This window comes from Desulfosporosinus paludis, from assembly GCF_045689965.1.
Lineage (GTDB): Bacteria > Bacillota > Desulfitobacteriia > Desulfitobacteriales > Desulfitobacteriaceae > Desulfosporosinus > Desulfosporosinus paludis.
On record NZ_CP144211.1, the window covers coordinates 1,789,824 to 1,802,776 of the forward strand.

Here is a 12,953-nt window from a genome sequence, read left to right on the forward strand (position 1 = left end):
CGAGCTGGATATACTAAGTGCATCAACGTGTTACTGTTAAATCAGGCACGAGTTGCAAAACTCGTGCCTGATTTTTTTAGATTCAGAAATTTAAACATCAACATGGAGGAACAAATGTTAAGTCTATTTGAAAAATGGTATAAACTTTACGCCCCGGTTAGCGGCACGCTTGTGCCTCTGGAGGAAGTCCCGGATCAGGTTTTTGCCACGAAAATTGCAGGTGACGGAATCGCCATAGAAGCTGAAGGAGAGCTCATTGTCGCCCCTGCCTCCGGTAAACTGAGCTCGGTTTTTAGTACCAATCATGCGTTTGGCATGACCTTGGATAATGGGATGGAAATTCTGGTTCACGTTGGCTTGGATACGGTAACACTCAACGGAGATGGTTTTGAAAGAATTGCAATCGAAGGCACCCTGCTCCGTGCTGGAGATCCGGTGTTAAAAATTGATCGAAAAACCATTCTAAGCAAAGGAATTTCCCTCATTACCCCGGTAATTATTACCAACGTAAACCAAGTGGCGGAACTACGCCTGGAAACGAACTCCTCAGTTCAAGCAGGTAACAGTGTCCTTATGCGGTACCGTTTGAATTAATGTTCCAAGTCGGGGGCTTTTGTATCTGCATATTCCTACGAACAGTTATAAGACTTTAGAGGGAGTTGGGATCGTATGGAAAAGGAAATCGTGATCAAGAACGCTACTGGTCTACACGCCCGTCCTGCTGCCAAATTGACCGTCTTTGCCAAAAATTATCCCCTACCGATCACGCTGATCAAAGGTGAAAAATCTGCTCCGGCAAACAGCCTAATCCGAGTGTTAGGACTTGGTATTGTTCAGGGAGATACGGTTCGAATCAGGGCAGAAGGGGATCGAGCGGAACAAATTATCCAGGAATTTGCCACATATCTCGAAACATTAGAGGATGAGGATTAAGGAGGCAAACTATGACCGGAGTAGGTGTATCAAAGGGAGTTGCTCTCGGACAGGCCCAGTGGATGAGGCTAACTGTTCTCTTGCCAATTGACAATACTCCCATAAATCCTTCGGAAATCTCCACCGAAAAAAGCAAGTTCGAGGACGCAAGACAAGCAGCCCTTAAGCAAATACGGGCCTTGGTTACTTCTTTACGAATGAAACTCCCCAAAGAAGCGGAAATTTTCCAAGCCCATGCGCTTATCCTTGAGGATGAAGAATTCGTCACCCCTGTCATCCAGCTTATCGAACAACAATGCCTGCCAGCTGGTGCTGCAATCTACTCCATCACCCAAACCTTAAAGGATACTTTTCTGGCCATGGATAATGAGTATTTCCAGGCCAGAGCACAAGATATTGTGGACATCGAACGCCGGCTTATACTTAATCTCCAAGGCACGCCGCCAGTTGATCTTCAGTTGCTTGAACCGGGAACTATTCTCCTTGCCGAGGAGCTTACTCCTTCGGAAACAGCCGGTCTGAACACGGAAAAAGTGATTGGTCTAGCTACCCGTTTAGGGGGAAAGACCTCCCACACTGCAATCTTGGCTAAAGCTCTCGGTATCCCGGCTGTCGTAGGGTGCAGCGAGCTCGAACAGATTCAAGACGGTGATCAGATCATCATCAATGGCGATACCGGAGAGATATTGGTTAACCCAAGCTCAGTCGAACGCCAGTCTGCCCTTAATGCCCAAAAGCTTCAGCAGGAACGGGAAATCCGCTTTGCTGCAGAAGTCAAGCTCCCGACCGAAACTTTGGACAGACATCAACTAACCCTTGCGGCCAATCTCTCTCACCCGGGAATGACTGCTGAGGCAATTAAAGCCGGTGCTGAAGAAGTCGGCCTGTTTCGAACCGAATTTCTTTATTTGGGGCGGGATTCAGCTCCATCGGAAGAAGAACAATTTCAAGTATACAAAACGGTGGTCGAAGGAATGGCCGGTCGCCCAGTGATCTTTCGCACGATGGATATCGGAGGTGACAAACAGGTTCCCTATCTTGGCTTAGCCGAAGAAGACAACCCTTTTCTCGGCTACCGGGCCCTACGAATTTGTCTTCAGGAACCTGAGCTATTTAGCGCGCAAATTAGGGCTATCTTGAGAACAAGCGCTTTTGGGCCGGTGAAAATAATGTTTCCAATGGTAGCAACGCTCGATGAACTGGACAAAGCCACGGCAATAGTTAAGTGTATCGGAAAAGAACTGGCCTGTGAAGGAATCCCCAGTGCTTCTGCCGTCCCCTTGGGAATCATGATAGAAATTCCTTCCGCTGCTTTACGTGCTGCCGAATTCGCTGCCGAAGTGGATTTCTTCAGTATCGGAACCAATGATTTAATTCAATATACCCTGGCAGCTGACCGTTTAAATCCTAAGTTGTCATCCCTGTACCAAGCCTGCGATCCTGCTGTACTGCGTCTGATTGCCGGTGTCATCGAGGCCGGGCGGAAACGGGGCATACCCGTTGGCGTATGCGGTGAGATGGCCAGTCAACCGCTCGGAGCCCTATTGCTCCTGGGCATGGGCATTAACGAACTTTCCATGAGCATAGGCTCCTTGCCGGAAATTAAATCTCTCATCAGGAGAACCGTTTACTCCGAAGCTGCCAGACTGGTGCAATCGGCACTGCGGATGCGGACCACCCAAGAAGTCCAAATGCACATACAGGAATATCTCAATGGCCATTAATAAAGAGGTCTATTATGCGGATAATTGTAACTGAAGACTATCGGGAGCTTAGCCGCTGGGCAGCTCAATTCGTAGCCGGCCTCATCCGTGGGAAAGGTAATTGTATCCTTGGTCTCCCTACCGGAAGTACACCGATAGGGATGTATGCCGAACTAGTTAAAATGCATCATGATGGACTAAATATGCAGGACGTGCATACCTTTAATCTCGATGAATATGTTGGCTTGTCCCCCAGCACCCGGAGAGTTATCATCATTTCATGTGGGAAAATTTATTTAAACATGTCAATATCCCCTCTGATCAATCCTCTATACCGAATGGCATGGCTCCGGATTTGCCCCTGGAATGTGAACATTATGAAGGGATGATTCAAAATACCGGAGGCATCGACCTAATGATTCTGGGCCTAGGTCCTAATGGGCATATAGGGTTTAACGAACCTGATTCCCAATTAGGGACGAAAACTCACGTTGTCTCTTTAACCTCGGAAACAATCCAAGCGAACGCCCGCTTTTTTGCCAATGCTGATTTGGTTCCTCGTCAGGCCATCACCATGGGTGTGGGCAGCATTATGCAAGCCGAAGAAATGCTTCTTCTGGTCAGTGGCGAGAACAAACGGAAAGTACTTCAGAACGCCCTCTTTGGGCAGGTCACGACGACCGTTCCAGCTTCAATCCTACAATTGCACCCACATCTGGTGGTTGTCACGGATTTTTCTTTATAGAACTACCGGTGATCATTCTGCTCCTCAATGCTTTAGGACATCACGGATCACTGAGGTCACCGATTTCCAAACGCCAGCAACTCAATCTTGCAGGAGGAGATTAGCCCAATGCAGTTCATTAATGCAACATTATACCTACAAGACCGGGTTGTTCCCAAAGGGTTTGTCATTGTAGAAAACGGGATTATCACTGCTGCCGGCGATATGCAAGATCAGACCTTTGATAAATCTGCCGTTGATCTGTCCGGATATATTCTGGCACCTGGATTTATAGATCAGCATGTGCATGGAGCCGGTGGAGCAGATGTCATGGACGCTAGCCCTGAGGCACTGGATACCATCGCCCGCCATCTCGCTCAGGAAGGGACCACGTCTTTTCTGGCGACAACACTGACGATGTCGACGGCAAAAATTCACCAAGCTTTGCAAGCTGTCGCTGATTATAAAAAGAATCCCCCCAAGAATCAGGGTGCTGAAATCCTTGGGGTTCACCTCGAAGGACCTTTTATTAATACTGCCTATAAAGGCGCCCAAAATGAACAGTATATCGTGGCACCGGATAAACAACTGTTCGAGTCTTTTCAGAAGTCAGCGGGAAATTCCATAAAACTGATCTCCTACGCTATTGAAAAAGACCCTGAGCAAATCTTTTTAGGTCACTTACGGCAAGCCGGAGTGGTTGCATCTTGTGGACATTCCGGGGCGACCTTTGAGGATGTGGAAAGATGTACACCCCTAGGATTAAAATCCCTGACCCATTTTCATAATGCTATGAGTGGACATCATCACCGAAATCCCGGAGCAGTAACAGCAGGATTCTGCCTTCCGGCCCTTATGACGGAAGTGATTGCCGACGGTCTACACTTGCACCCTGCAGTTCTGAGAATGGTGTATCAAATAAAAGGCAAAGACTCAGTGATCCTCATTACTGATGCGGTGAGAGCCAAGGGCTTACCCGACGGTAACTATGAATTATCGAGGCAACAAATTATCAAAACAGACAACGCTTGCCGCCTAGTTTCTGGAACATTGGCCGGAAGTGTGCTTACTATGGATCATGCGGTACGCAATATGGTGAAATATTCGGGTTGCTCCCTGTACGAAGCTGTACAAATGGCCTCTCTAAACCCCGCACGTCTCTTGGGTATTGATGATCAGAAGGGTAGTATTGCTCCCAATAAAGATGCGGATTTGGTGGTCCTATCGCAGGATGGGGATCTGCAAATGACGATTGCCGGAGGGCAAATGATTAAATACAGACGCTCACTTGCCACGTCCATAGGCAAGTGAGTTTTATCAATTTCATGAGTATCCTTCTGGGTATTCAGCCTGCTTGAGCGGCTTCAAACTGACTGTTATACAGGTTGGCATAAAAACCGTCTTTAGCCAAAAGCTCTTTATGATGCCCTTGTTCCACAATATCCCCGTGATTCATGACAAGGATTAAATCGGCATCCCGGATCGTTGACAAACGGTGAGCTATGATAAAACTGGTGCGGTTCTTCATAAGGTGATCCATGGCCTTCTGAATTTGCAACTCTGTACGAGTATCGACGGAACTTGTAGCCTCATCAAGAATAAGAATCTTCGGGTCAGCAAGGATAGCCCTGGCAATCGTCAAAAGCTGCTTTTGTCCCTGAGATACATTAGAAGCTTCCTCGTTCAGCACCAAATTATAGCCGTTTGGAAGAGTGCGCACGAAGCTGTCAACATGCGCTGCCTTGGCAGCGGCAATAACTTCTTCATCCGTTGCCTCAAGACGGCCGTAGCGGATATTTTCCATAATGCTGCCATTATACAGCCAGGTATCCTGAAGAACCATACCAAACAGCGAACGCAAGTCATTACGGATAAAATCCCTGATATCATGGCCATCTACCAGAATTGCTCCTCCGTTGACATCATAGAAGCGCATCAGCAGCTTAACGATCGTAGTTTTGCCTGCGCCAGTCGGCCCGACAATAGCAACCTTTTGACCCGGCTTAACCAAGGTGGAAAAATCGTTAATGACGATTTTGTCGGGGGTATAGCCAAAGTGCACATTCTTAAATTCCACACTGCCGACGACGTTATCCAGCTTCACAGGGTTAGACTCTTCGGGGATTTCTTCTTCCTCTGCCAGAAATTCAAAGACACGCTCTGCGGAGGCGGCAGTTTGCTGAAGTATATTAGAGATATTAGCAAGCTGGGTAATGGGCTGGGTAAATGATCGTACATATTGAATGAAAGCTTGAATATCTCCCACTTCAATACTTTTCTTGATGACAAGCCAACCGCCTAAAACGCATACTGCGACAAAGCTCAGATTACTCACAAAACTCATAATCGGCATCATCAGCCCGGATAAAAACTGCGACTTCCAGGCTACCCCATAAAGCTTATTGTTCCATCCGTCGAACTTCTCAACGCTCTTTTCTTCACCGTTAAAGGCTTTCATGATCGTGTGCCCGCCATACATTTCCTCAACATGACCGTTTAAATGTCCTAAATAATCTTGCTGTACTTTAAAATATTTCTGCGACCACTTAATGACAACCATAATAATAGCCATTGATATCGGGATGATAAAAAAGGCCACAAGCGTCAAGACCCAACTAATGCTGAACATCATAACCAGCACACCGATAACCGTTGTTATCGATGTGATAATTTGAGTCAAGCTTTGATTGAGTGTTTGACTGAGGGTATCAACGTCGTTAGTGACCCTGGACAGCACTTCACCGTGGTTTGTGCTTTCAAAATATTTCAGAGGCATGCGGTTAATCTTTTCGGAAATATCCTTACGGAAACGATAACTCACCTTCATAGAAATACCCGACATAACCCAACCTTGAATATAACTGAACAATGAGCTTAATAGATATAAGCCCGCTAAGATGAGAACGATTCTGTGGATATAAGCAAAATCTATGCCGCTGCCAGTGCCGGAAATTTTATTCATAGCCCCTTGAAACAGATTCGTGGTGGCATTACCCATAATTTTGGGACCCACAATCGAGAATACGGCACTCGCTGCTGCAAATATGAACACCATAATTATGGACATCTGGTACACACTTAAATATTGTAGCAATTTTTTCATCGTACCTTTGAAATTTCTGGCTTTTTCACCCCCTTGCCCTGGGCCGCCAAACCCGCGTCCGAAGCCGCCGCCCATTGGGGTTGGCTGCTTTGACTGTGATGTTTTATTTTCTTCACTCATGCTAATTCCTCCTTAGAAAACTGCGATAAAGCAATTTCCCGATAGGCTTCACAATTTTCCATAAGTTCTTTGTGAGTGCCGATACCTGCCACTTTACCATCATCAAGAACAATAATCTGCTCAGCATTCATAATTGTAGAAATACGCTGAGCTACAATCAGGACTGTACTTTCCCCTGTCTCCGATTTAAGGGCTTTCCTAAGTGCCGCATCAGTTTTAAAGTCCAAGGCCGAGAAACTATCATCAAAAATATAAATTTGCGGTTTCTTCACCAAGGCCCGAGCAATTGACAGTCGTTGCTTTTGTCCTCCGGATACATTTGTTCCTCCCTGGGAAATCTCTGTCTGAAGTCCTTCCGGTTTCTCATTGATAAAAGTCATCGCTTGAGCAATTTCCGCAGATTTCTGTATAGTATCGTCCGCTGCGTTTTCATCAGCATATCTTAAATTGGACTCAATCGTGCCGCTGAACAGCGACCCCTTCTGCGGTATATAACCGATCTTGTCACGAAGTTCATGCTGAGTCACGTCTCGTACATCCGCCCCCTCAATAAGTACTTGACCATCCGTTACGTCATAAAAACGAGGAATTAAGTTTATGAGGGTTGTTTTACCAGAACCGGTAGAACCAATAATGGCCGTGGTCTGACCCGGTACAGCTTTAAAGCTGATATTTTTCAGCGCATCTTCCTCGGCACCGGGATATCGGAAGGATACATTCTTAACTTCCAATATACCTTTCATAGTTGCAGCAAAGTGCTTTGGCTTATCCGGATCAACAATTGTAGGCTCCAGTTCTAAGACTTCTGCGATACGCTGAGCGGACACAGAAGCTCTTGGGATCATGATGAACATTATTGACAGCATTAAGAAGGCCATAATTATTTGAATGGCATACTGCATAAAGGCCATCATGTCGCCGACCTGCATCTTTGAGTCAGCAATTTGAGACGCTCCTACCCAAATAATGAGCAGTGTGACTCCATTCATGATAAGCATCATTGCAGGCATCATAACTACCATTAGACGGTTGACGAAGAGGTTGGTACTTGTAAGATCCAAATTGGCCTTGTCAAAACGATTTTCTTCAAACGTTTGAGTATTGAAAGCTCTTATGACCATCATCCCTGAGAGATTTTCACGGGTCACCAAGTTGAGTCTGTCAATAAGCTTCTGAATAATCCTGAACCTGGAAATAGCCACCGAAAATACCAGCAAGATTAGACCTAACAGCACAATGACTGCCAAGGCAATGACCCAGGACATGGATGTACTTTTGCCCAGAGCTCTGAACACTCCCCCCACCCCCATGATAGGAGCGTAAAATACCATTCTGACCATAATAACCACAAGCATCTGAATTTGAGTAATATCATTCGTAGTTCTCGTGATCAGTGAGGCAGTAGAAAACTTGTCAAACTCCGCATTTGAAAAACTCTCGACCTTTGTAAAGACCGCTTTACGTAAATTGCGCGATAATCCTGCTGCCATTCTTGCCGCCAAAAGGCCCACCATGACCGTTGAAACAGCACTGAGTAAAGCGATCAGAAGCATGATTATTCCAATGTTCGTGATGTAATTACTCTGAATTTTATCAGTGTTCATCCCTAAAGCAGCATATTCTGCTTTAATTGAAGGAACAGCAGCCTGAATAATCATACTGTCGCCTAAAACTGTAAATTGCTTATTCATAGACTCGTTTATTTGAGATAACTGGGTCTGAGGCATCTTTGCCATTATTGCAAACAGATCTGTGTTGGCCGGAATTTTCATTCCATTAAAGGAAATCACTCCACCTTGAGCCTCAGATTTTAATTTTTCGATACCAGCTACGGCCAAAAAGGCCCTACCCATTATCGGATTTAGCTGATCCGTTTCCGCTTTATCAATAGTATTTAGAACGTATACAGGCTCATTGGCCAGGGCCGGATAGTCTTTAACATATTTGGCATAATCCGGGCTCGACGCATCTATTAACGTGTAATCCTTCATGACCTCTGTCTTGGTGTCTGGGTTTATAAATAGCACAAGCTTTTTCATTTTGCTTTGCCTGATTGCTTTTGGGACGGTGTTGACGATGCCCCCCTGCTGAATCCCTTGATTTACAATATTAGACATATAATCTGGCAGGGAAAGGTCACACATAGCTTGTACAAAGATCAAAATAATTGCCCCGATAATCATAACCATAAACGGCCTGAGATACTTAGCTAGTTTTAACATGACAACAACTACTCCTTATTTATCTAATGGATTTCCTGAATTTTTTTAACAAATCTTCCAGCAATGAAATAGTTGTTCCCATAAAGTGGCCTCAATATGAGCGCATAATAAAAACACCCTCCTGCTGCATGAACGTGGGAGAGCGCTTGCTGACGAACAATTATAGAATCTCATTTAAATGTTGATAAGCTGCTGCAAGACGTTTATTTAACTAAACCGCCCCGCAAAGCAATAACTACAAGCTGAGTCCGATCCTCTGCTCCGAATTTCTGCAAAAGACGATGAATATGCGTTTTTACTGTCCCTTCCGTTATATAGAGAGTCTCAGCAATTTGATCATTTTTTAGCCCGAAAGATATCTGTTGCAATACTTCCTGCTCTCGCTCAGTAAGCGGTTCAAGCAGCTTCATTTTCTCCTGGCTGTCTTTTGCTTCAGAGGACAGCACTTTGACAAGAGCGTCGGCCGCCAAACAAGTACGGTATACGGCCTCGCCCCGATATGCCGCTCGGATAGATTCCAACATGACTTCGGTATCTGCATCCTTGAGGAGATAACCAACTGCACCTGCCCGAATCCCTTCAAACACATAGTCCTGTACTTCAAACGTGGTGAGGATGACCACCTTAACTTCCGGCAGGTTCCTAACAACATCCCTTGTAGCATCAATTCCCGAACATCCCGGCATCTGAACGTCCATCAGAACAACGTCAGGCTTAGTGTCTGAGATTCGTCGCACTGCCTCCTTGCCATCGGCTGCCTCTCCCACCAACTGCATATCCTTTTGCAATTTAATAATATAACCGAGACCTTGCCTAATCATAGTCTGGTCATCTGCTAAAAAGACTTTGATCATATGCTGAACTGTCATTTTATGAGCTACACTCCTTTTCTTTCGGGTTAATCGTGGCGATAGGGACTACAGCGGTTAAGATCATTCCAGACGGCTCGTCTGACTTAAAGTCAATGACTCCATCGACTTCCTGAACCCGTTCCCGCATACTCTTCATGCCATAACCTTCAGTAAACCGACTCGTTTCAGTGAACCTCCCGTTGTCTTTAATGCTCAGCAAGCATTCGCTGCCAGAAGCGGACACATTTACGTCAACCCTGGTAGCTTGAGAATGCCTAAGAATATTTGTCATTGCCTCCTGAAGCACTTTAAAGAGTACGGCACCTGTTTCCGCAGGCAAATCCTCGGCCTGTGGATTTGATGTGAAGGTGCAATCAAGACATGTTGTAGCGTTAATTTTCGAGACGAGGGCTTGTAAAGGAGTGATACCCAAAGCTGAGCGATCGCCGGCCAAGGCATGCACGGAAACTCGTATATCCGTTAATCCTTGTCGGGCTACTGTTAACATCTCTTCCACCGATTTCTTAGCTTGAGCCGGATCATCCTCGATCATGTATCGCAGGGCTTGCAATTGAACGATCAGTGATGTCAGGCTATGTCCTACAGCATCATGAATTTCACGAGCAATCCTTGTCCGTTCGTCTAAAACAGCATGCTGCATTGTAGTAACCGCGGCTTGCTGAAGTTCCTTATGGGCTTTTTCCAGTTCCTCAAGATGAAGTCGACTAAGTCTGTCGGCCCCTTGCTTAATTACCCTGGCACGAATTGAGATCGCTATACCTATAAAGAAAATCATTAGAGACAGCGATTGCAGATAGTCGTGATGGCCAAAAAATGTCAACAGGAGAAATATTTCCAAGAGGACAACGGCTAGATAATAGAAATATATAGGGTATTCCAAACTGTATGACGCTGGTATCGTCAAAATAATCATCATGTAAATGCTGATTAAGTTATTTTGCAGCAACAAGGAAACGATGACCAAAACACTTACTACTCCAGTTGCCAGAAAAATTCGCCAAGGGTTCCACCAAGAACGTGGCAAAACCCAAAAGCTAGTATAGATGAGACAAATAACCCCTCGGGTGATCAGCAGCCAACTGCTGCCATAGAATAAACCTGCCTTAAACATAAGAAAAAGCAGAATGCAAAAAACGGCTGAAAATCGCCTCAAAATCGATTGAATTTCGATACTCATAGTATTCACCTTTTAATGAAGTTTTCTCTAGTGGATTTATACTATCATATCCAAACACTAAAAACCTCTATCGCTAGATAGATCATGATTCTCCACGTTCTGACCTTTAATGTGTAAGCATGAAATAGCTAACGTGGTGTCACCTTCAGGCACTTACTATATCTTTGGGCATTATTAGCTAAATAAGCAAATGGTTAATGCCAAAGAGTGGATTTTTTAGGGATAAAGATGGTTCGCTTATGCTAACTCTTTTGTGTATTCAGAAAGGAAATTATGTAAGATAAGTATCATAACTTTCATTTCAAGTTAAAAGCCAGGATGGATCTTCCAACCCGGCTTTTAACGAGACATGTGAACTTAGGACAATCTGAACATGGACCAAATGATGCCAGGCATACCCGCACTGCCCAGATCAAGGGGTACGGTTAAACCATTAGCCACGTAGAACAAACCCACGACATCGCCTGCGGTTAATTCCACCGAGCCAGTTAACGTTACGGTTCCGTCACTGAGAATGGTGCGCAAAGTCAATACCAGCGCAACGTTAACGTTTAAGACCGGGAAAAGCCCGCTAATTAAATCTGTAACTGTAGGTGATGTTCTGCTCACGACAAATGAGGGTGTGATCCCGGCGCCAAGGCTGACAGTAATCTCTGCGGTCGTAGAATAATTGACGGTGGCTTCAATGGCGTAAGTTCCCGTCGACGGAACAGTATAGTTCCCGGTAACTTCATCAAAAGTGGCAATGTTATAATAGGGGGAGGTTACAGTCCAGCCTGTTAACTGAGTACTGGAAGCTGTACTGACTGCAGACAGGAAAGCTGAGAAACCTTCGGCGGCCAAAGCAGAACCTGTCGCTCCTGTCGCTCCTGGTATAACTTCTGAACTTAATGAATCTAACTCAGCCGGTAACACACGATGCGCAGCGACTAAATTCCCTGCTGCATCCTTTCCCCACGCCGATATCTCGACAGCATCGGAGCTTGTGGTAAACTGAAACTCGAATGCATCTAAATCCGCATAATAATTTCTAGTCGCAACATCACCTGCTGCTAAAAAAACACCTCTAGTACATACATAATTTTAGTTGTCCCTGAGGTAAAATATCCAACTATCTCGACACTGACCTCATCTGTATCATCATTAGATACTTTCACTGCGAAAGTAGTTGTCTCTCTCGTCCCATTGATTGGGGCATTATCTATTAAACCGGCCGTTAATTCAGCCATCAGCTACTCCCTTCTATACTCAGTTACATATTTTGGAATTTCAGCCGTTGTTTCTTTTAAACTAAAGGAGACTGTTGCTCTTAACTATGTTCTCTAGAGCAACAGTCTCAATTTTTGTTATAGGAATGATGGACGAAGAATCAAAAACAACTTAGCAGCTTACAATATGATTACCCCCACTATTCAGTACAGAGAAGAGTATGAAGTTTGGTTACTGTCGCCCAATTTCGGGTGGTCACGGAGTTTCCTAGGATACGCCCAATAGCCTCAGGCAATCGGCTCACCAATATTCCATTAGGGCACCAAAGGTAGGCAACTCGTTCGCCGATTGCTATAACCTCCGGTGCCCAGTCTTGCTCTGTCAATGAACCAAGCCGTTCTCGGTCCGCTGGGTTGCTAAGAATTGCGATTAAAAAACGTGAAGGATTGTCAGCAACTTCGCCCAAAGGGTTACCTTTTATAATAGTAGCGATTTCAGCCGAGCTGAGAACTATCACCTGGGCGGAAATACTAAGTTGGTCGGCAAGAGCCTTTTCGATTAGGACAGCAGAGTCAACGTCTATATTTGGATCAGTAAAGACCACATTGCCACTGTTAAGAAGGGTACGCACGTCGCGATACCCTAGACCCTCGACCAAAGCACGCAGGTCCGCCATAGCTATGCGCTTTGCCCGCCCGACATTGATGCCGCGTATTAACGCTACCCGTTTTTCTGTCATTACTAATTTTTCCTCCTTATTTTATAAAACTTAAATTCTTGGTTTACTTTCTGAATCATGTGTAATCCCGCTTCCCGATGGAATTGGCTTGGCTTTTAACTTGTCCTAGGTTTAACAGAAACAGTTGTAATGTTTTCCGCTTAAAATTAAG

General features: G+C 45.1%; 13 protein-coding genes. 6 read left to right on the forward strand and 7 right to left on the reverse strand.

Annotated elements, in window-relative coordinates:
* Positions 1-114: 114 nt before the first annotated feature.
* From VZF35_RS09130 to nagA, 6 genes are all read left to right on the forward strand, one after another.
* The gene (locus tag VZF35_RS09130; RefSeq protein WP_407312957.1) at positions 115-594 is read left to right on the forward strand and encodes a PTS glucose transporter subunit IIA; all 480 of its coding nucleotides are present in this window, start codon (positions 115-117) and stop codon (positions 592-594) included.
* A 75-nt stretch (positions 595-669) separates the two neighbouring features.
* On the forward strand, positions 670-933 hold the full coding sequence (locus VZF35_RS09135; RefSeq protein ID WP_407312958.1) for an HPr family phosphocarrier protein: 264 nt from the start codon (positions 670-672) through the stop codon (positions 931-933).
* An 11-nt stretch (positions 934-944) separates the two neighbouring features.
* Positions 945-2,657, forward strand: a complete 1,713-nt coding sequence (gene ptsP / locus VZF35_RS09140; RefSeq protein ID WP_407312959.1) for a phosphoenolpyruvate--protein phosphotransferase — start codon at positions 945-947, stop codon at positions 2,655-2,657.
* A gap of 14 nt (positions 2,658-2,671) precedes the next feature.
* Positions 2,672-3,025, forward strand: coding sequence for a hypothetical protein (locus VZF35_RS09145; RefSeq protein ID WP_407314901.1), 354 nt, complete (start codon positions 2,672-2,674; stop codon positions 3,023-3,025).
* Complete coding sequence (locus tag VZF35_RS09150) at positions 2,917-3,381, forward strand: glucosamine-6-phosphate deaminase (RefSeq protein WP_407312960.1); 465 nt, start codon at positions 2,917-2,919, stop codon at positions 3,379-3,381. The genes VZF35_RS09145 and VZF35_RS09150 overlap by 109 nt, the downstream gene beginning before the upstream one ends.
* A gap of 108 nt (positions 3,382-3,489) precedes the next feature.
* On the forward strand, positions 3,490-4,671 hold the full coding sequence (gene nagA / locus VZF35_RS09155) for an N-acetylglucosamine-6-phosphate deacetylase (protein WP_407312961.1): 1,182 nt from the start codon (positions 3,490-3,492) through the stop codon (positions 4,669-4,671).
* A gap of 34 nt (positions 4,672-4,705) precedes the next feature.
* Here nagA and VZF35_RS09160 read toward each other — a convergent pair whose 3' ends face one another.
* From VZF35_RS09160 to VZF35_RS09190, 7 genes are all read right to left on the reverse strand, one after another.
* On the reverse strand, positions 4,706-6,583 hold the full coding sequence (locus VZF35_RS09160; protein ID WP_407312962.1) for an ABC transporter ATP-binding protein: 1,878 nt from the start codon (positions 6,581-6,583) through the stop codon (positions 4,706-4,708).
* On the reverse strand, positions 6,580-8,805 hold the full coding sequence (locus VZF35_RS09165) for an ABC transporter ATP-binding protein (RefSeq protein WP_407312963.1): 2,226 nt from the start codon (positions 8,803-8,805) through the stop codon (positions 6,580-6,582). Before VZF35_RS09165 ends, VZF35_RS09160 begins: the two co-directional genes overlap by 4 nt.
* 203 nt (positions 8,806-9,008) lie before the next feature.
* Positions 9,009-9,674 carry a response regulator gene (locus tag VZF35_RS09170; RefSeq protein WP_407312964.1) on the reverse strand — a complete coding sequence of 222 codons (666 nt, stop codon included), beginning with the start codon at positions 9,672-9,674 and terminating at the stop codon, positions 9,009-9,011.
* A gap of 1 nt (position 9,675) precedes the next feature.
* Positions 9,676-10,854, reverse strand: a complete 1,179-nt coding sequence (locus VZF35_RS09175) for a sensor histidine kinase (protein WP_407312965.1) — start codon at positions 10,852-10,854, stop codon at positions 9,676-9,678.
* 357 nt (positions 10,855-11,211) lie between these two features.
* Positions 11,212-11,769 carry a hypothetical protein gene (locus tag VZF35_RS09180; protein WP_407312966.1) on the reverse strand — a complete coding sequence of 186 codons (558 nt, stop codon included), beginning with the start codon at positions 11,767-11,769 and terminating at the stop codon, positions 11,212-11,214.
* Positions 11,770-11,906: 137 nt separating this feature from the next.
* Positions 11,907-12,083, reverse strand: coding sequence for a hypothetical protein (locus VZF35_RS09185; protein WP_407312967.1), 177 nt, complete (start codon positions 12,081-12,083; stop codon positions 11,907-11,909).
* Between the two features lie 179 nt (positions 12,084-12,262).
* The gene (locus tag VZF35_RS09190; RefSeq protein ID WP_407312968.1) at positions 12,263-12,802 is read right to left on the reverse strand and encodes a DUF1697 domain-containing protein; all 540 of its coding nucleotides are present in this window, start codon (positions 12,800-12,802) and stop codon (positions 12,263-12,265) included.
* Between the last annotated feature and the right edge of the window lie 151 nt (positions 12,803-12,953).

What these genes read in the sequence shown, in the direction of transcription:
- VZF35_RS09150 (WP_407312960.1), top strand. Translation starts at nt 2,917, where the DNA reads ATGTGGGAAAATTTATTTAAACATGTCAATATCCCCTCTGATCAATCC.
- VZF35_RS09130 (WP_407312957.1), top strand. Translation starts at nt 115, where the DNA reads ATGTTAAGTCTATTTGAAAAATGGTATAAACTTTACGCCCCGGTTAGC.
- VZF35_RS09185 (WP_407312967.1), bottom strand. Translation starts at nt 12,083, where the DNA reads ATGGCTGAATTAACGGCCGGTTTAATAGATAATGCCCCAATCAATGGG.
- VZF35_RS09175 (WP_407312965.1), bottom strand. Translation starts at nt 10,854, where the DNA reads ATGAGTATCGAAATTCAATCGATTTTGAGGCGATTTTCAGCCGTTTTT.
- VZF35_RS09165 (WP_407312963.1), bottom strand. Translation starts at nt 8,805, where the DNA reads ATGTTAAAACTAGCTAAGTATCTCAGGCCGTTTATGGTTATGATTATC.
- nagA (WP_407312961.1), top strand. Translation starts at nt 3,490, where the DNA reads ATGCAGTTCATTAATGCAACATTATACCTACAAGACCGGGTTGTTCCC.
- ptsP (WP_407312959.1), top strand. Translation starts at nt 945, where the DNA reads ATGACCGGAGTAGGTGTATCAAAGGGAGTTGCTCTCGGACAGGCCCAG.
- VZF35_RS09160 (WP_407312962.1), bottom strand. Translation starts at nt 6,583, where the DNA reads ATGAGTGAAGAAAATAAAACATCACAGTCAAAGCAGCCAACCCCAATG.
- VZF35_RS09145 (WP_407314901.1), top strand. Translation starts at nt 2,672, where the DNA reads ATGCGGATAATTGTAACTGAAGACTATCGGGAGCTTAGCCGCTGGGCA.
- VZF35_RS09135 (WP_407312958.1), top strand. Translation starts at nt 670, where the DNA reads ATGGAAAAGGAAATCGTGATCAAGAACGCTACTGGTCTACACGCCCGT.
- VZF35_RS09190 (WP_407312968.1), bottom strand. Translation starts at nt 12,802, where the DNA reads ATGACAGAAAAACGGGTAGCGTTAATACGCGGCATCAATGTCGGGCGG.
- VZF35_RS09170 (WP_407312964.1), bottom strand. Translation starts at nt 9,674, where the DNA reads ATGACAGTTCAGCATATGATCAAAGTCTTTTTAGCAGATGACCAGACT.